Origin of the sequence: Megasphaera sp. An286 (assembly GCF_002163455.1) — a bacterium.
Classification (GTDB): domain Bacteria; phylum Bacillota; class Negativicutes; order Veillonellales; family Megasphaeraceae; genus Megasphaera; species Megasphaera stantonii.
Genome location: NZ_NFIY01000018.1, coordinates 1 through 16,330, shown reverse-complemented (window position 1 = coordinate 16,330; position 16,330 = coordinate 1). Strand labels below are relative to the sequence as shown.

Below are 16,330 nucleotides of genomic sequence, written 5' to 3'. Positions count from 1 at the left end.
TATACTAATTTATATTCAGCCTGTATTCTGTATAAAAAGGTAGGTATACTATGGATTTATTCTATATCATTTCGAACCAGCTGTTCCAATTCCTCGTCATGATGGTCTGCGGATACATTGCCGCCCGCCGGGGGATTCTGGCCCAGGCCTCGCTGGACGTATTGTCCAAGGTCATCATCGGCATCCTGCTGCCCATCCTCATCTTCGCCAACGCCATGAACGGCACGACGCGGCAGGTTCTGTTCGACTGCTACGCCATGATCCTGCTGTCGGCCGGCATATACGGCGGCCTCATCGTCCTGCAGGCCGTCGTAGCTCGTCTCCTGGGCCACCGGGGCAACCGCAGCCGCATTTACCAGGCCACGATGATTTACGGCAACGTAGGCTTTCTCGGCATCCCCTTATTGTCGGCAGCCTTCCCCGAACGGGGCGGCCTGTACATCGCCTTGTTCAGCATTATCGACCAGCTCGTCTTGTGGACCTACGGCATGTACCTCACGACGCCGGGCGAAAAAAAGGCCGCCTTTTCGCTGAAAAAATTTTTTAATCCGGCCTTATGCGCCATCGTCTTGGCTATCGTCCTGATCCTGGCCGACATAGGCCTTCCCAACGTGCTGGAAACATCCCTGCTGACAGTCGGGCGAGCAGCGACGCCCTTGTCGCTCCTGTATCTGGGCGGCCTCATCTACTATACGGACTGGAGCGTCGGAGCCAAGACGAAGGACCTGTACGCAGGCATTGCGACGAAAATGCTGCTCTTTCCCGTCGGCTTCTTCCTCATCGCCCGCAGCCTGTGCGGCGATCTGGAAATGGTCCAGGCGGCGACGCTCATCGCGGCCCTGCCGACGATGGCCGCCGTGGCCATGTTTGCTCAGTCCAACCGCAATCACGGCGACTACGCCCTGAGCATGGTCCTCCTGACGACGGTAGCCTGCCTGGGCACGATGACCGTCGTAGCCTATTTGATATTCAACGTATTGTAATAGGCCCTTCCTTTAGACGAAATACAGATTTATGTACGGCTTCGTGTCATCCGCGCACGCTGACAGCTAAAAACGCTTTACTGACAAGATAAGAAGGTAAAAAACAGCAAACCGGCAGGGATTGACTCCCTGCTGGTTTGCATATGGGGAAACTATACTTTATAGAGATAAAAGGCAGCCTGCCAGAAATCCATGACACGCTGCCTTTAAATGTTATTCCGATTTTTTTCGGGCCGCCGCAATAAGCCCTTTGGCTTCTTCTGTTTTTAATACCTTCCCATACGATACGACGACGTTGTCTACGACGAGGGCAGGAGTAGTCATGACGCCGTAGGCGGCAATTTGTGAAAAATCCGTCACGTCGTCGATTGCCGCCTCCAGGTGCAGTTCTTCCAAAGCGGCGCGGACAGATTTTTCCAGTGCATGGCACTTAGCGCAGCCCGAGCCTAATATTTTGATTCGGACAGATCCGCCGGTGCCTTGCCCTCCGATTTTCGGCAAGCAGCTGGCTTCGCTACCGTCGTTTTTTGAGGTTTCTTTTTTCTTGTTAAATAAATTCATACTTACCACACTCCTTTTATCAACATATATTGAAATGCGTTAAATACGCAGCCGACGAGGATAATACCGGCTGCGCAAACGCCGATAAACAGGGCCAACAGCGCCGGCTTAACGGCCTTGCGGAGCATAATGAGTGAAGGCAGGGATAAGGTCGTAACGGCCATCATGAAGGACAGGACCGTTCCAAGCTGCGCGCCTTTGGCAAATAAGGCCTCCGCTACAGGGATGGTCCCGAAAATATCGGCATACATAGGAATGCCCACAATCGTTGCCGCAAGAACGCCAAAGGGGTTGTCCCTGCCAAGAGCTGTTTCTATCCAGCTTTCAGGAATCCAGTTGTGAATGACTGCGCCGATGCCGACGCCTGCCAGAATATACGGAAAGACCTTTTTGAACGTGTCCAGCGTTTGCTCCTTTGCGTACGTCAGACGTTCTCGCCTTGTCGGAACCGGCTCATCTATATCGGCGCTGTCCGCTGCGCGGACAAAAGGTTCTACATGTTTTTCCATACCCAGCTGTCCGATAATAGCGCCGCCGGTGACGGCAATGACAAGACCGAGGGCCACATAGATAATGGCTACCTGGGCGCCGAAAATACTCATGAGCAGCACCAAGCTTCCTAAATCGACCATGGGAGAGGAAATTAAAAAGGAAAATGTGACGCCCAGCGGCAGTCCTGCCCTTGTAAAGCCGATAAACAAGGGAATCGACGAGCAGGAGCAAAAGGGAGTGACGGTTCCCAGCAGGGCCGAAAGGATATGGGCTGAAAATCCATGAAAACGACTTAAAATGCGTTTGCTCCGTTCTGGCGGAAAGTAGCTTTGAACGTACGAAATCATAAAAATCAACAGGCAAAGCAACAGCGTGATTTTCAATGCGTCATATACAAAAAAATGGATACTGCCTCCTATACGTCCGTTCAGGTCCAGGCCGAGCGACGATAGCCCCGTCCCGACCAGGTGCTCAAGCCATTTCATGCCGAGCAGCTGATATTGAATAAATTCCCAGATATGCATGTCAACCGCTTCCTTTCTATTTCCATAATACATCAATATTTTTTGATGTGTTGGGTTAAAAGAAACGCCGTCCAGAGTCCGATGTCTTTTCTATCTGCACGGAGGAACGGGCGTTTCTTGTTCAATAGTAGGCGTCGTGAGCTTTTTCAGTAATTGCACGGCCCGGTCTCTGCCGGAAGAGCTCAACCGGTAGTGCGTCCATTTTCCTTCCTGCCGGCTGACTACGATGCCGGAATCGCAAAGGATCTTCATATGGTACGATAAGCCCGACTGGGTCAAATCCAACGGCTCCTGCAGCACGCAGGCGCATTTTTCGCCGCCCCGCAGCTGCTCCAGAATAGCCAGGCGCTTAGGATCACATAGTGCCTTAAAGACTTTCGCTTGTTCTTGGTATTCCGTTTTCATAGCGTTACCTCACATCAAATTATTTTGATGTGATTAGTATAGGCTTTATGCCGCAGCTTGTCAATACCATCGATAGTCCTTGCCCGTATCGGTTCAGCCGCACAAGGGATTTTCGCCCTCAGCTCTCACGCCGTGCTGTCAGCTTCCCATAGGAGGTTTCACGGGCAGGACGGTATTTCAGCTCCGCAGAAGGCTCTTTTGCCATGACTTTTTATGTTAATTCGTATATAATAAACACATACATACCGACGTGAACTGTTTTCCTAAAAATTGGCTATATACGAGGTGATACTATGGACGTATACCGCGAGTATCAGGCCAAGCTCCGCAGTCCGGAGCAGGCCGTGCAGATTGTCAAAGACGGCGACTGGGTAGATTACAGCCATTGCTGCTCCTTCCCGGCGGCCTTGGACAAGGCCCTGGCAGGGCGGCGGGACGAATTGAAGAACGTAAATGTACGGGGCAGCGTGACCTGCCGGCCGGTGCAGGTCTTGGAGCAGGACCCGGACAATGAGGTCTTTTCGTATAATGTATGGCATTGCTCGGCCATCGACCGGAAGTATTTAGACCAAGGCCGGGCCTACCATCAGCCCATGCTGTTCCGCAACTGCGGTTCCTACTACGAGAGGGGATTCGCCCCGGTCAACGTAGCCATGATCACGGTGGCCCCTATGGACCGGCAGGGGAATTTTTCTTTCGGCCTGACGAACTGCTGCCAGCAGGAGGTCCTCGACGCGGCGGACCACATCATTCTGGAAGTCAATCGGGACATGCCCGTCGTGTACGGCGTAGCCAACGACCATATCCATATTTCCGACGTGGACTGGGTCGTCGAAAGCGACGAGCCGATCAGCGCCATGCCAGGGCGGCCGGCCAGTGAAATGGACAAGAAGATAGCCGCCCAGATTTTTCCCTATCTCCACGACGGCATGACCCTGCAGCTGGGCATTGGCGGCATGCCCAACGCCTTAGGCGAGCTCATCGCCGAATCGGATCTGAAAGACTTAGGCATGCATGCCGAAATCATGAGCGACGGCTATTTAAAGCTCTATCAGTCGGGAAAAATTACTAATAAAAAGAAGCCCCTCCAGCGGGGAAAGGGCGTGTTTTCCGTCTGCCTGGGCTCGAAGGAGCTGTACGAGTTCCTCCATTGCAATCAAGGCATCCTGTCGGCGCCGATGTACTACGTCAACGCCGCCGAGACCATCCGCCAGCTCGACGACTTCATCTCCATCAACAGCTGCATCGCCGTCGATTTGTACGGCCAGGTCTGCGCCGAATCGGTCGGGACGCGGCAGATCAGCGGCACCGGCGGTCAGCTGGACTTCGTGACGGGCACCTACATGGCCTCCCACGGCAAGGCCTTCCTGGCCATGCCCTCTATGTACTTTGACGCCTACGGCGTCGGCCGCTCCAACATCCTGCCGAAATTTACGGACGGCGACATCATCACGACGCCGCGGACCCAGACGCCTTACGTGGCGACGGAATACGGCGCCGTCAACCTGTCGGGCCTGGCGACGTGGCAGCGGGCCGAGGCCCTTATCAGCATCGCCCATCCCGATTTCCGCGACGCCCTGATCAAGGCCGCAGAAAAGCAGCGCATCTGGCGGCGAAGCAACAAGCGATAGGCCGCGCAATTTCATATACTCCATGTACAAAGCCCTGCACGGACGAGACGGTGCAGGGCTTTCTTGCAGTTTTGATATCGTACAGTTCGGGTACCGCCTCTATTTGCATGGCAAATCCATGAAATATAGAACTAATGTCCATTCTAAAACGACTCATTATTGACAATTTAGCATAATCCATATATTATTTACTTATAAGAACCCGAACGTGTACATGGAAATTGAATATAGAGAAACCAGCAGGGACGCCGCAACAGGCGTCAGTAAGAAGGTTTGCCGCGCCGCAGACAGGAGCATGGCCCGCCCTTCGTATAAACGGTTAATTTTTATATTCCCCCGACTAAAGGCTGCCCAAGGCAGTTTTGGTGATAGAGAAGACCTGTAAAGGAGGAACTGGTATGGAATTGCAGAAGTTGATTTACACGGTAGAAGACGGCATCGCCGTCGTTACGATGAATTACATGAAGAACCTCAACGCCATTGACGAGCAGATGGCCGACGAGCTCATGTACGTCGTCGACAAGGCGGAACACGACCCGGACGTGCGCGTCCTGGTCATTAAAGGGGCGGAAAAGGCCTTCTCCGCCGGCGGCGACATCGGCTATTTCTACAAACTCATCCAGGCCGGCGGCGAAGTCAACATGGACGGCCTGATCAGCAAGGTCGGCAGCGTCGCCGACGGCTTGAAGAAGATGAGCAAGATCGTCATCACCTCGGTCAGCGGCGCGGCGGCCGGAGCCGGCGTGAGCCTGGCCATCGGCGGCGACTTCATGATCTGCGCCGACAACGCGAAATTCATCCTGGCCTTCGTCAACCTGGGCCTCGTTCCCGACACGGGCGCGACGTATCTCCTGACCCGCCTCATCGGCCCGAACCGCACGATGGAACTGGCCGCTACGGGCCGCCCCGTCGGCGCGGAAGAAGCCAAAGCCCTGGGCCTGGCCTATAAGGTCACGACGGTGGAAGAGCTGGACAGCGTGACCATGGCCTTTGCCAAGAAGATCGCCGCAGGACCGCTCCTGTCGTACAAGAACATCAAAAAGCAGATATACGACGCCATGTATGTCGACTACAAGAAATGGCTCGACGAAACGGAAGTGCCGACGCAGCGCGAATGCTCGGCGTCCATGGACTTCCAGGAAGGCTGCAAGGCCTTTATGGAAAAACGCAAAGCCATATTCCAAGGGAAATAAGCGTATAGACGCAGTGTTATAGGAGGAAAGGAGGTCATTTTGTGTTTGCAAACAAAGTAGTGACCAAAGAAGAAGCGCTGAGCAAGATTCACGACGGCCAGACGATTATGTTCGGCGACTGGCACGGCGAATTCGCCGCCGATGAAATCATCGACGGCATGCTGGAAAAGGGCGTTACGGACATCCACGCCATCGCCGTTTCAGCCGGCATGCCCGACCAAGGCGTCGGCAAGCTGATCGTAGCCAAACGGGTCAAGAGCATTATTACGACCCATATCGGCCTGAATCCCGTAGCGAAGGACCAGATGCTGGCCGGCGAGCTGGACGTCGAATTCAGCCCCCAGGGCACCTGGGCCGAACGCATCCGCTGCGGCGGCGCAGGCCTCGGCGGCTGCCTGACCCCGACGGGCCTCGGCACGGAAGTGGCTGAAGGCAAGCAGGTATTGACCATCAACGGCAAGGACTATCTCCTGGAGCTGCCCCTGCGGGCTGACGTCGCCCTGGTCAAGGCGACGAAGGCCGACAAGGCCGGCAACATTTCCTTCCGCCTGAACTCGCGGGCGACGAACAGCACCATCGCCCTGGCGGCGGATTTCGTCATCGCCGAAGTCGAAGAGCTGGTTGAGGTCGGCGAACTGGGACCCGAAGAAATCGACGTGCCGGCTCCCATCGTCGACATGGTATACGTGCGGACCGGCGAAAAACGGCCGATGTGCCCCATGTGGCAGCGGGCGAAGGCCAAGGCCGAAGCAAAGGCTAAGGCTGCGGAAGGAGGCGGAAAATAATGGCGGCATTAACTGGACGGGCGCTCATCGCATCGCGGTGCGCTAAATTCTTCAAAAACGGCGACTTTGTCAATCTGGGCATCGGCGTTCCTCTCTTGTGCGTCAACTATCTGCCTGAAGGCGTCAACCTCTGGCTGGAAGCGGAAATCGGCACCGTCGGCAGCGGCGCGACGCCGCCCTGGGACAGCGTCGACATCGACGTCATCGACGCAGGCGGCCAGCCGGCCTCCATCATCACCGGCGGCAGCGTATACGACCATGAAATGTCCTTCGCCTTCATCCGCGGCGGACACATCGACGCTACCGTACTGGGCACCCTGCAGGTCGACCAGGAAGGCAACCTGGCCAACTGGACTATCCCGGGCAAGCTCGTTCCCGGCATGGGCGGCGCCATGGACCTGTGCGCCGGCGTCAAGAAGATCATCGTAGCGACGGACCACTGCGAAAAGAGCGGCAAATCGAAGATCCTGAAAAAATGCACCTTGCCCCTGACGGGCGCGAAATGCGTCACCGACATCGTCACCGAACGGTGCTACTTTGAAGTCACGCCGGAAGGCTTAGTCCTGCGGGAACTGGCCGCAGGCTACACCGTAGACGACATCAAGGCCTGCACCGAAGCGGATTTCATCGTCCCCGACGAAATCGGCGTCATGGAATAAAAGTATATAACGTATAAAACGACAAAACGGTATGGAACGGCAGCCAGCTTATAGCAGCTGTCGTCCCGTACCGTTTTTTATTTCTCAGCTCCTTCCGTACGTCCGTCCATATATCTCTTTCGGCATCTTGACATATACCCTTACTGGGTATATTATGTTTATATACCGGTATGGGGTATATCATCTCTGCGCATATGTCAGGAGGGATACATATGGATTCAACGAACGATACGAGCTGCTGCGGGGGCATGAAGCTGAAGCACCGCGACGAGAAGGAATATAAACGACTGATTTCCCGGTTAAACCGGATTGAAGGGCAGGTACGGGGCATCAAGCGCATGGTGGAGACGGACCGCTATTGCATCGATATCCTGATGCAGGTCACGGCCATCCAGTCGGCCCTGAATTCCTTCAACAAGGAGCTCCTCGGCCAGCACATCAAGAGCTGTGTCGTCCACGATATCCGCGAGGGGAAGGACGACGTCGTCGATGAGCTCGTCTGTACCCTGCAAAAATTGATGAAGTAAGGGAGTGATTGCATGAAGCATGAAACATACCAGGTAACGGGCATGTCCTGCTCGGCCTGCTCGGCCCGCGTCGAAAAAGCCGTCTCCAAGCTGGAGGGCATAGAAAAGGCCAGCGTCAATTTGCTGACCAACAGCATGCAGGTCGATTACGACGAAACGGTCCTTACGAGCCAGGCGATTATCGACGCCGTCGTCGACGCCGGATACGGCGCATCCCTAGCCGGCGGGCAGTCCGCCACTAAGGGCGCCTCGTCTCCGGCAAGTCCGGCCAATACGGCCGAGCAGGAAGTCAAACAGATGAAGCGGCGCCTCCTGTGGTCCATCGTCTTTCTCATTCCGACGGTTTACATCGCCATGCACCACATGCTGGCCTCTCATCTGGGAATTCCCGTCCCGTCAGCTATATCAGCAGTATTCGACGGCCCGGAAAATGCCATTTCCTTCGCCTTCGCACAGTTCCTGCTCATCCTGCCGATCATGTATTTGAACCGCAAGTACTACATCAACGGCTTTTCCAACCTGCTTCGCGGCGCGCCCAACATGGACAGCCTCGTCGGCATGGGCTCCATGGCCTCGGCGGCCTTCGGGGCCTTCGCCATCTTCCGCATGGGCTGGGGCATGGGCCACGGCGACTGGGCCTTGGTACAGACCTACAGCGCCAACCTGTACTTCGAGTCGGCCGGCATGATCGTCACCCTCATTACCGTGGGCAAGTATCTGGAAACGAGGGCTAAGGGCAAGACCAGCGCAGCCATTGAAAAGCTCATGAAATTAGCGCCTAAGGAGGCGACGGTCCTGCGCGGCGGCATCGAAACGGTCATCCCCGTCGAAGACTTAGCCGTCGGCGATGAAATCGTCGTCCGCCCGGGAGAGCGCATTCCTGCCGACGGCATCGTCTCTCAGGGTACGACGAGCATCGACGAATCGGCTATTACAGGCGAAAGCATCCCCGTTGAAAAGCAGGTCGGCGACAAGGTCACATCGGCGACGATCAATACGTCGGGCTATATTCACGTCACGGCCCAACGAGTCGGCGACGATACGACGATCAGCCAGATCATCCGCCTCGTCGATGAAGCCAGCGCCAGCAAAGCGCCTATCGCCAAAATCGCCGATGCCGTCGCCGGCATCTTCGTCCCGGCTGTCATCACATTGGCCGTCGCCGTTACGGCCCTGTGGTACTTCGCCATGGGAGCCGACTTGGAATTCGCCTTTTCCATCGGCATTTCCATCTTGGTCATTTCCTGCCCCTGCGCCTTAGGGCTGGCGACGCCCGTCGCCATTATGGTCGGCACGGGGAAGGGCGCGGAAAACGGCATCCTCATCAAGTCCGGCGAAGCCCTGGAACGGGCCCACGCCATCGACACCGTCGTCATGGACAAGACCGGCACCATTACGGAAGGTAAGCCCCGTGTCACCGATATGCAGGCCCTGACCTGCAGCGAAACAGAGCTACTCGCCCTGGCCGCCGGCATGGAGCAGGGGAGCGAGCATCCCCTGGCAGAAGCCATCGTAGCCTGCGGAAAAGAAAGGGGCGTCACACCGAAGGCCGTATCTGATTTCCAGGCCGTCTTTGGAAAGGGCGTCATCGCCTCCGCCGATGGGAAGACCTATTACGCCGGCAACGCCGCCCTCATGGCAGAGCAGGGCATCGCCATCGGCAGATATACAGGCCGTCTCGACGCCTTAGCCGATCAGGGCAAGACGCCCCTCATCTTCGCCGACGACAGCGGCGTCATCGGCATCATCGCCGTCGCCGACATGGAAAAAGCCACCAGCGCTGAAGCCATTTCCCGCTTTGCCGGCATGGGCATCGACGTGGTCATGCTGACCGGCGACAACGCCCGCACGGCCGAAGCCATCCGCAAGCGCCTGGGCATTCCCAAGGTCATCGCCGGCGTCCTGCCGCAGGATAAGGAACGGCACATCGCCGAGCTGCAGGCCCAGGGGCGCACCGTCGCTATGATCGGCGACGGCGTCAACGACGCGCCGGCTTTGGCCAAAGCCGACGTAGGCATCGCCATCGGCGCAGGGACTGACGTCGCCATCGAAAGCGCCGACGCCGTCCTCATGCGCAGCGACCTCCTCGACGCTGTCAGCGCCGTCCGCCTCAGCAAGGCCGTCATCAAAAACATCAAAGAAAACCTGTTCTGGGCCTTCTTCTACAACGTCATCGCCATTCCGTTGGCAGCCGGCCTGTTTTACCCGGCCTACGGCCTCAAGCTGAATCCCATGATCGGGGCGGCAGCTATGAGCCTGAGCAGCGTCTGCGTCGTCATGAACGCCCTGCGCCTGCGCTTCTTTAAGCCCAACCATTCGGCTGGAACTGTTTCACGTGAAACACCACGGGAAACTCCAAATACACCTATATCTGAACAGAAGGAAGGAGAACCTGCTATGAAAACAACATTACACATCGAAGGCATGATGTGCCAGCACTGCCAGAAACACGTTCACGACGCCTTAGCCGCCATGGACGGCGTAACGGACGTAACCGTCAACTTGGAAGGCAAGACGGCCGACGTCACGGCGACAAAGGACATTACGACGGACGAATTCGCCAAGGTCATTACCGACGCCGGATACGAACTGGTAAAATAAGACGCAGCAAGCAAAACGGGACCGCTGATGAAGAAAAGCAATCCTTCATCGTCAGTCCCGTTTTTATATATCATATCCAACGCACTGCGCATCCACAGGCAATGACCATAAACCTTGCCATCTTATGAAGAAACGCTGCAAAACCAAAGTGTATCGCAAGAGCGCTGAATGCAGAAATATGCTGCTATTGTCTTTCAAATCATATACTGCAAAACAGGGGCATATGTTTCACGTGAAACAGTATGTCCCTGTTTATATATATCAATAGATTTTATGCTGAAGGCCAGACGGCCCGACACTCTCAGAAGAGAAGGGCCCTTACAGAATATACTCAAACAGATCGAATTCGGTCCATCCCGTATCTTCATAAAACATACAGGCCGTCCGGCAGTAGGCAAATCCAACCTTTCGATAGGCCCGCTCTGCCGGAATATTACCCTTCAGCACATCGAGGCGAATTGTCTTCATTCCGGCCTCCCGTCCCAAGCGGATGGCGTACTCCGTCATCGCCTGGGCTATGCCCTGGCCGGCAAAGGACGGGCGCACGCCTAAGGCGTGGACGACGAGAAGTTCTTCGTCCGCCGCGTCGACAGACCACGGCGCGCCGTCATAGCTTTCGTTGTATTCGTGATTGACGACCATCGCCGCTACAAGATGGCCTCCTATTTCGCCGACGTAGAGCTCGCCCCTGTCCAGCGACGCCCGCAGAAAGTCCTGCGACGGGTATACATCCTGTTCCCATCCCGGTTTAAATTCGGCATCCTTCATTTCGTCGATCACAGCGTAATAAAACTCCCGCACTGCCGCAAATTCCGCTGTGCCGGCTCTGCGAATCTGTATCATAAAACTGCCTCCTGCCGCGTTGTCATATACGTCCATCCCTCCCGTATACTGCCGTCTCAGCCCAGGGGAAGGTATATGTAAAAGGTCGTACCCTTGCCGACTTCGCTTTCCACGTCAAGCAGGCCCCCGTGGCTGACGACGAACTGCTTCGCCAGGGCCAGCCCGATGCCGCTGCCGCCGCTCTTACGGCTCCGCGATTTTTCGCCGCGGTAGAAATATTGGAAAATATGGGGCAAGTCTTCAGGAGAAATGCCATTTCCCGTATCGGCAATAGAGACTAGAACGTACTCTTTTCCTTCCTTGACGGCCCGCTCCGTAGTTACAGCTATCGTATCGCCCCGGTTGATATAGCGGATAGCGTTATTCAAAATATTGTAGACGACTTGGTTGATCCGGTCCACGTCGATGGACACGCTCGGCAGCTCAGGGCATAGGTGCAGCCGGACAGTCAGCTCCTTTTCGTCGCACAGGGGCTGGAGCATGCCGACAGCCCGTTCCAGCAACACGTTGATGTCAGCCCGTTCCTTGTGGAGAACGAGCTTGTCGATTTCTGCCAGAGACAGGTCGTTCAAATCCTGCACCAATCGCCCCAGCCGCAGGATTTCGTCTTCCATGGACAAAAACATCTTTTTATTAGCCGGTATGACGTCGTCGATCATGCCTTCCAAGTTTCCCTGGATAATCGCCAGAGGCGTCCGCAGCTCGTGGGCTACGCTGGCGAAGAGGTGGCGGCGCATGGTTTCGTTTTGCTCCAGCTCCGTCGACATGTCGTTGAAGGTCTTGGCCAGGATGCCCACTTCATCCATCCGTTCGACAGGCACGGTCTGCCCGAATTTCCCTGCCTGCACGGAGCGCACAGCCTCAGTCAGGGAGAGGAGGGGACGGACGAGCTTCTGCACGACGATGTAGCTGACACCGACGCTGATGACCGTCATGCCCAGGCCGACCCACAGGAGGGAGCGATGGATGGACTCGACGTATTGCAGCTCCGCTGCGCCGCGCATCATGTGATGCCCCATGCCCATTCCCATGCCGCGGCGGGGAGCCATCTGCAGGTATTGGGTGAAATGCGTATCCATCTGGCTGTTTACCAAAAAGAGGATGACGGCAATCGTCACGGCCAGCAGGATGAAGACCATCGCCGTCAGGCGGAATACTAAGCTGTCTGTCCGTTTCATAGGCCGCCTCCGGAAAACTTATAGCCGATGCCGTATACGGTCAGAATATACGTCGGCTTGGCCGGCTCCGGCTCTATTTTTTTGCGCAGGTTGCGGACGTGCGTATCGATGGTCCGCTCATAGCCTTCAAAGCCGTAGCCGCCCTGGGCCTTTTCCATGATCTGCATGCGGCTGAACACCCGGTCCGGCGAAGAGGCCAGGGTGTCGAGGATGTTGAACTCCGTCGGCGTCAGCACGATAGGCTCGCCGCTGCGGAACACGGTGAACTTGTCCCTGTCGATGAGCAAATCCCTGACGGCGTAGCGGGACGAGCTCTGGATGACTTCGCCCCGGGCCCGGCGCAGCAGGCTGTGGACACGGGCGATGAGCTCCTTGACGTTGAAGGGCTTCGTCACGTAATCGTCGGCGCCGATATTCAGCCCCACGAGGCGGTCCAGCTCGTCGTCCTTGGCCGTCAAGAAGATGATGGGGACGTCGCTGAACTGGCGGACGCGGCGGCAGACTTCAAAGCCGTCCATGACGGGCAGCATCAAATCCAGCACCATAATCTGCGGCTCGTGCCGCCGTACCATCGAGACGGCCGTCATGCCGTCGTTGGCAATATATACCAGGCATTGCTCTTGCTCGAAGTAGGAGCGCAGCAGGGCGCACAATTTCTCGTCATCGTCGACGATGAGGATAGAGTAGGGGACCATAGGATACACCTCCGTAATGTGTCTATGCAGTCAACTATGTTTCACGTGAAACAACGATACTATTTTCCGCCGCCGTGGAGAAATTCGTCGGCGTAGGGCAGGGTGTCCTTGCCCATCATGTGCTTTTCCGTCCCGGCCTCGACGGCCCGGCGATAGTAGTCGCACTTGTGATTGATGACTTCCAGCGATTTCTGCAGCTCGGCGATCTGCTGCTCTACAGCTTCCTTGCGGCGGACAAATAAGTCGTACCGCTCCTTCAAAGAGCTGTCGCCTTCCTGCACCCATTGGGAAAACTGCTTCATCTCGCTGATAGACATGCCCGTCGCTTTCAGGCACTGCAGCACCTGCAGCATAGCTAAATCGACGTCGGAAAAGGCCCGATAGCCCGACTCGCGCCGTTCCAAAAAGGGGAGCAGCCCTTCTTTATCGTAGTAGCGCAGCGTCGTCGCCGGGATATGGGTCATCTTCGCCACCTGCTGAATCGTATACATAGGAAAACCTCCTTAGAGAAGCCTGAGTAAAATTTTTTCAAATTTTTTGAAAGACAAGATTGACTTTAAAGCTAACTTTAATGATATAGTAAGGCTGACCAAACGTCAAGACATTCCGCCAATTTATATACTGTACGATGAAGGAGAGTGCATGATGATGAAATCTCGTATGATGAAAGCAGCCGTCCTCACAGGACCGCGCCAAGTAGTCGTTAAAGAAGTCGCCGTACCGGACGTGCATCCCGGTGAAATCGAAATCGCCGTATCGTCCTGCGGCGTCGTCACCGATCCCGGCGACAGCTCGTTTGAAAGACATCGCAAAAAGCTCTCTGCCCGCAGTAATGCATCTGCGGACAGAGAGCTTTTGTATTGTTATAGGGAAAATGTTTCACGTGAAACACATTGGCGTATAGGCCAAGAGAACAGCCTCGAAATTCTCTTCGTTGAAGATATATTACAAGCCGCCGGCAAGGCCAAGTGATACAATAAGCCGTGAGGGGGAATCACCTATGAGGAAAGACATAAAGACCCTGGTCTACGACGAGGAGCTCCGCCTGGAAGCGTATCGCTTTGAAGGAATGTCCAAACCCTTTCCCAATCATTTCCACGACTATTACGTCATCGGATTGATAGAAAAAGGGGAGCGCCGCTTATGGTGCAGACATCAGGAATACGCAATCGGCACAGGCCAGGTCCTGCTGTTCAATCCCGGCGATACTCACGCCTGCGTTCAGGCCGACGGCGGCGCCTTAGACTATCGGGGATTGAACATCCCAAAGGAAGTCATGCTGGATTTGGCCGAAGAAATCACGGGAAACAGGGCGCTGCCGGGATTTTCGCCGGCCGTACTTTGCGACGAAGAAGTGTCCTGCTATTTGCGGCCCCTCCATGACCTCGTCATGAACGGGTCCCTGGAATTTGGAAAAGAAGAAAGCCTCCTCCTGATGCTGTCCCTGCTTATGCAGCGATACGGACAACCCTTTGAAGAATGCATTCCCGAATGCCGGGAGGAAATCGAGCGGGCCTGCGCATTTATGGAGGAACACGCTGCAGAACGCATCTCCTTGGACCAAATATGCCGCGAGGCTGGCTTGAGCAAATCTACCTTACTGCGGGCCTTCGCCAAATCAAAGGGCGTCGCGCCGTACTGCTATTTGGAAAGCCTCCGCATTGGCAGGGCGAAAAACTTACTGGAACAAGGCGCGTCTCCTATGGAAGCGGCGCTGCAGACGGGATTTTCCGACCAAAGCCACTTCACCAATTACTTTACCCGCTTCATCGGCTTAACGCCCGGCGCTTATAGGGACATCTTTCTAAAAAGCGACGAGGCGAGCAGGGAAGGGCAGGATGCTCCATAGAAGCAGGCCCTTTTCCCATAGCCCATAGGACTCGCAGCAACACAGCGTTCCAATAAAAATAAGAGAAATGAGGTTGAAACCAATGAACGTGCAAAATGAAAAATGTGTCATAGTACTCGACGAACGATTGCCCTTTGGGATCATCGCGAATACGGCGGCAATTCTGGGGATTACCTTAGGAAAGGCCATGCCGGAAGTCGTCGGCGCCGACGTCACCGACAAAACAGGCCGGGAGCACGCCGGCATTATCCAATTTCCCGTCCCCATTTTAAAGGGCGATACGGAAAGCATAAAGGTCCTCCGCGAAAGGCTGTATGAGCCGGAATTTTCTGACGTGACCGTCGTCGACTTTTCCGATTTGGCCCAGGGCTGCAAGACCTACGACGAATTTATAGAGAAGATGAAGGACGCGCCTGAAAGGGACCTGAACTACTTTGGAATCGCCATGTGCGGAGTAAAAAAGAAAATAAACAAATTGACGGGACAGATGCCCCTGCTGCGCTAGACTGCCCCTAGGCAGGAGCGTATCCCTTCATTGCGCCATAAAAAGCTCTCCCTCCGCATCGTCGTATTTGCGGACGGAGAGCGTTGTATCATCGCAGGGAAAACTACGTCATGTTTCACGTGAAACACAACGCCTTCCATCGCATTACAGATAATCGCATCGTTGACATTGCGTCATTTTATGCTCCGTATCTTCTTTGTAAAAGACGCCGGCCCAATGGCAGATACTCTGCAAAATAGGGACGACGGACCGGCCTTTCTCTGTCAGCGAATATTCGACTCTGGGCGGAATTTCATCATAGGATTTACGGAGTACCATCTCGTCGGCTATGAGCGCCTTCAACGTCGAAGCCAGCACGGCGTCGGTAATATTGCTCATTTCCTTGCGCAGCTCGACGTACCGCAGCGTTTCCATAGCCGCCAGCACGCAGATGATCCGCGATTTCCACTTGCCGCCGAATACGTCCAAACCGTATTCCAGGGGGCAGCGGATATCGGGCTGTAATTTTTTCTGATACATAGGCGACACTTCCTTTTTTCTTTTATTGTACCATGCCGGTTCATTATGGTTAAGCAGCTATGAAATGTACGAGCCTTTTTCCTGCAGCCGGACAGCCTTCTTATGGCACACGGCGGCGCACGCGCCGCATCCGATGCAGGCATCCTGCCGTACTGCGCAAATCCATCCCGGCATCATGCGAATTGCCCCGACGGGACATAGGCCTATGCAGGCTTCGCAGCCGACGCAGACTGTTTGGTCAATATACGCCGTATACATCTTCATCTCTCCTTGGTAAATTGCAAGTTGAATTTGAACAACCATAATCAGGAAACACACTCACTAGCATAAACTTCATCGAGGAATGCATCAAATAGCTCTGACGGCGTATGGTAGCCCAA

The 16,330-nt window shown here is 55.2% G+C and carries 19 protein-coding genes; 10 read left to right on the top strand and 9 right to left on the bottom strand.

The genetic code is table 11. From position 1 onward, the window contains the following. Positions 1–50: 50 nt before the first annotated feature. A complete protein-coding gene (locus B5F80_RS08625; protein ID WP_087478426.1) occupies positions 51–983 on the top strand; it encodes an AEC family transporter in 933 nt (310 codons plus the stop codon). 213 nt (positions 984–1,196) lie between these two features. On the opposite strand, the gene B5F80_RS08620 is transcribed toward B5F80_RS08625, so the two are convergent. The 3 genes from B5F80_RS08620 to B5F80_RS08610 form a co-directional block, all read right to left on the bottom strand. After that, on the bottom strand, positions 1,197–1,544 hold the full coding sequence (locus B5F80_RS08620) for a thioredoxin family protein (protein ID WP_087478425.1): 348 nt from the start codon (positions 1,542–1,544) through the stop codon (positions 1,197–1,199). Positions 1,545–1,546: 2 nt separating this feature from the next. Continuing rightward, positions 1,547–2,560 carry a permease gene (locus tag B5F80_RS08615; RefSeq protein WP_087478424.1) on the bottom strand — a complete coding sequence of 338 codons (1,014 nt, stop codon included), beginning with the start codon at positions 2,558–2,560 and terminating at the stop codon, positions 1,547–1,549. Between the two features lie 90 nt (positions 2,561–2,650). Beyond that, positions 2,651–2,965, bottom strand: coding sequence for a metalloregulator ArsR/SmtB family transcription factor (locus B5F80_RS08610; protein ID WP_087478423.1), 315 nt, complete (start codon positions 2,963–2,965; stop codon positions 2,651–2,653). 293 nt (positions 2,966–3,258) lie between these two features. On the opposite strand from B5F80_RS08610, the gene B5F80_RS08605 reads away from it, so the two are divergent. The 6 genes from B5F80_RS08605 to B5F80_RS08580 all read left to right on the top strand — a co-directional run bounded on the left by B5F80_RS08605 (position 3,259) and on the right by B5F80_RS08580 (position 10,361). Beyond that, the gene (locus B5F80_RS08605; protein ID WP_087478422.1) at positions 3,259–4,596 is read left to right on the top strand and encodes an acetyl-CoA hydrolase/transferase C-terminal domain-containing protein; all 1,338 of its coding nucleotides are present in this window, start codon (positions 3,259–3,261) and stop codon (positions 4,594–4,596) included. Between the two features lie 398 nt (positions 4,597–4,994). Continuing rightward, the gene (locus B5F80_RS08600; protein ID WP_087478421.1) at positions 4,995–5,789 is read left to right on the top strand and encodes an enoyl-CoA hydratase-related protein; all 795 of its coding nucleotides are present in this window, start codon (positions 4,995–4,997) and stop codon (positions 5,787–5,789) included. A gap of 41 nt (positions 5,790–5,830) precedes the next feature. Beyond that, the gene (locus tag B5F80_RS08595; protein WP_087478420.1) at positions 5,831–6,574 is read left to right on the top strand and encodes a 3-oxoacid CoA-transferase subunit A; all 744 of its coding nucleotides are present in this window, start codon (positions 5,831–5,833) and stop codon (positions 6,572–6,574) included. Beyond that, entirely contained in the window at positions 6,574–7,233 is a 660-nt protein-coding gene (locus B5F80_RS08590) for a 3-oxoacid CoA-transferase subunit B (protein ID WP_087478419.1), read from the top strand. Before B5F80_RS08595 ends, B5F80_RS08590 begins: the two co-directional genes overlap by 1 nt. 212 nt (positions 7,234–7,445) lie before the next feature. Then, positions 7,446–7,760, top strand: coding sequence for a metal-sensing transcriptional repressor (locus tag B5F80_RS08585; protein ID WP_087478418.1), 315 nt, complete (start codon positions 7,446–7,448; stop codon positions 7,758–7,760). Between the two features lie 12 nt (positions 7,761–7,772). Further along, positions 7,773–10,361, top strand: a complete 2,589-nt coding sequence (locus tag B5F80_RS08580; protein WP_087478417.1) for a heavy metal translocating P-type ATPase — start codon at positions 7,773–7,775, stop codon at positions 10,359–10,361. A gap of 318 nt (positions 10,362–10,679) precedes the next feature. Here B5F80_RS08580 and B5F80_RS08575 read toward each other — a convergent pair whose 3' ends face one another. Genes B5F80_RS08575 through B5F80_RS08560 form a run of 4 tightly spaced genes read right to left on the bottom strand, consistent with a single transcriptional unit; the run spans position 10,680 to position 13,568 of the window. Further along, positions 10,680–11,204 carry a GNAT family N-acetyltransferase gene (locus tag B5F80_RS08575; RefSeq protein ID WP_158099972.1) on the bottom strand — a complete coding sequence of 175 codons (525 nt, stop codon included), beginning with the start codon at positions 11,202–11,204 and terminating at the stop codon, positions 10,680–10,682. A gap of 56 nt (positions 11,205–11,260) precedes the next feature. Next, positions 11,261–12,382 carry a HAMP domain-containing sensor histidine kinase gene (locus B5F80_RS08570; protein WP_087478415.1) on the bottom strand — a complete coding sequence of 374 codons (1,122 nt, stop codon included), beginning with the start codon at positions 12,380–12,382 and terminating at the stop codon, positions 11,261–11,263. Beyond that, on the bottom strand, positions 12,379–13,077 hold the full coding sequence (locus tag B5F80_RS08565; protein ID WP_087478414.1) for a response regulator transcription factor: 699 nt from the start codon (positions 13,075–13,077) through the stop codon (positions 12,379–12,381). The genes B5F80_RS08570 and B5F80_RS08565 overlap by 4 nt, the downstream gene beginning before the upstream one ends. 59 nt (positions 13,078–13,136) lie before the next feature. Beyond that, positions 13,137–13,568, bottom strand: a complete 432-nt coding sequence (locus tag B5F80_RS08560) for a MerR family transcriptional regulator (protein WP_087478413.1) — start codon at positions 13,566–13,568, stop codon at positions 13,137–13,139. Positions 13,569–13,719: 151 nt separating this feature from the next. Here B5F80_RS08560 and B5F80_RS08555 point away from each other — a divergent pair, with 151 nt between their 5' ends. The 3 genes from B5F80_RS08555 (at position 13,720) to B5F80_RS08545 (ending at position 15,431) form a co-directional block, all read left to right on the top strand. Continuing rightward, positions 13,720–14,049: a hypothetical protein gene (locus B5F80_RS08555; protein ID WP_143747173.1), complete on the top strand. Its 330-nt coding sequence runs from the start codon at positions 13,720–13,722 to the stop codon at positions 14,047–14,049. Between the two features lie 28 nt (positions 14,050–14,077). Next, entirely contained in the window at positions 14,078–14,926 is an 849-nt protein-coding gene (locus B5F80_RS08550; RefSeq protein ID WP_087478411.1) for an AraC family transcriptional regulator, read from the top strand. Positions 14,927–15,008: 82 nt separating this feature from the next. Continuing rightward, positions 15,009–15,431, top strand: a complete 423-nt coding sequence (locus B5F80_RS08545; protein WP_087478410.1) for a DUF2000 domain-containing protein — start codon at positions 15,009–15,011, stop codon at positions 15,429–15,431. A gap of 144 nt (positions 15,432–15,575) precedes the next feature. Here the strand turns inward: B5F80_RS08545 and B5F80_RS08540 are convergent, their stop codons facing one another. Together B5F80_RS08540 and B5F80_RS08535 are read right to left on the bottom strand one after the other, a co-directional pair. Further along, a complete protein-coding gene (locus tag B5F80_RS08540) occupies positions 15,576–15,950 on the bottom strand; it encodes a helix-turn-helix domain-containing protein (RefSeq protein WP_087478409.1) in 375 nt (124 codons plus the stop codon). Positions 15,951–16,007: 57 nt separating this feature from the next. Then, complete coding sequence (locus tag B5F80_RS08535; RefSeq protein WP_087478408.1) at positions 16,008–16,208, bottom strand: 4Fe-4S binding protein; 201 nt, start codon at positions 16,206–16,208, stop codon at positions 16,008–16,010. Positions 16,209–16,330: the final 122 nt, after the last annotated feature.

Bases quoted from the DNA above. Each gene is read 5' to 3' on its own strand.
- B5F80_RS08625 (WP_087478426.1), top strand. From the start codon at position 51: ATGGATTTATTCTATATCATTTCGAACCAGCTGTTCCAATTCCTCGTC.
- B5F80_RS08620 (WP_087478425.1), bottom strand. From the start codon at position 1,544: ATGAATTTATTTAACAAGAAAAAAGAAACCTCAAAAAACGACGGTAGC.
- B5F80_RS08615 (WP_087478424.1), bottom strand. From the start codon at position 2,560: ATGCATATCTGGGAATTTATTCAATATCAGCTGCTCGGCATGAAATGG.
- B5F80_RS08610 (WP_087478423.1), bottom strand. From the start codon at position 2,965: ATGAAAACGGAATACCAAGAACAAGCGAAAGTCTTTAAGGCACTATGT.
- B5F80_RS08605 (WP_087478422.1), top strand. From the start codon at position 3,259: ATGGACGTATACCGCGAGTATCAGGCCAAGCTCCGCAGTCCGGAGCAG.
- B5F80_RS08600 (WP_087478421.1), top strand. From the start codon at position 4,995: ATGGAATTGCAGAAGTTGATTTACACGGTAGAAGACGGCATCGCCGTC.
- B5F80_RS08590 (WP_087478419.1), top strand. From the start codon at position 6,574: ATGGCGGCATTAACTGGACGGGCGCTCATCGCATCGCGGTGCGCTAAA.
- B5F80_RS08585 (WP_087478418.1), top strand. From the start codon at position 7,446: ATGGATTCAACGAACGATACGAGCTGCTGCGGGGGCATGAAGCTGAAG.
- B5F80_RS08580 (WP_087478417.1), top strand. From the start codon at position 7,773: ATGAAGCATGAAACATACCAGGTAACGGGCATGTCCTGCTCGGCCTGC.
- B5F80_RS08575 (WP_158099972.1), bottom strand. From the start codon at position 11,204: ATGATACAGATTCGCAGAGCCGGCACAGCGGAATTTGCGGCAGTGCGG.
- B5F80_RS08570 (WP_087478415.1), bottom strand. From the start codon at position 12,382: ATGAAACGGACAGACAGCTTAGTATTCCGCCTGACGGCGATGGTCTTC.
- B5F80_RS08565 (WP_087478414.1), bottom strand. From the start codon at position 13,077: ATGGTCCCCTACTCTATCCTCATCGTCGACGATGACGAGAAATTGTGC.
- B5F80_RS08560 (WP_087478413.1), bottom strand. From the start codon at position 13,568: ATGTATACGATTCAGCAGGTGGCGAAGATGACCCATATCCCGGCGACG.
- B5F80_RS08555 (WP_143747173.1), top strand. From the start codon at position 13,720: ATGATGATGAAATCTCGTATGATGAAAGCAGCCGTCCTCACAGGACCG.
- B5F80_RS08550 (WP_087478411.1), top strand. From the start codon at position 14,078: ATGAGGAAAGACATAAAGACCCTGGTCTACGACGAGGAGCTCCGCCTG.
- B5F80_RS08545 (WP_087478410.1), top strand. From the start codon at position 15,009: ATGAACGTGCAAAATGAAAAATGTGTCATAGTACTCGACGAACGATTG.
- B5F80_RS08540 (WP_087478409.1), bottom strand. From the start codon at position 15,950: ATGTATCAGAAAAAATTACAGCCCGATATCCGCTGCCCCCTGGAATAC.
- B5F80_RS08535 (WP_087478408.1), bottom strand. From the start codon at position 16,208: ATGTATACGGCGTATATTGACCAAACAGTCTGCGTCGGCTGCGAAGCC.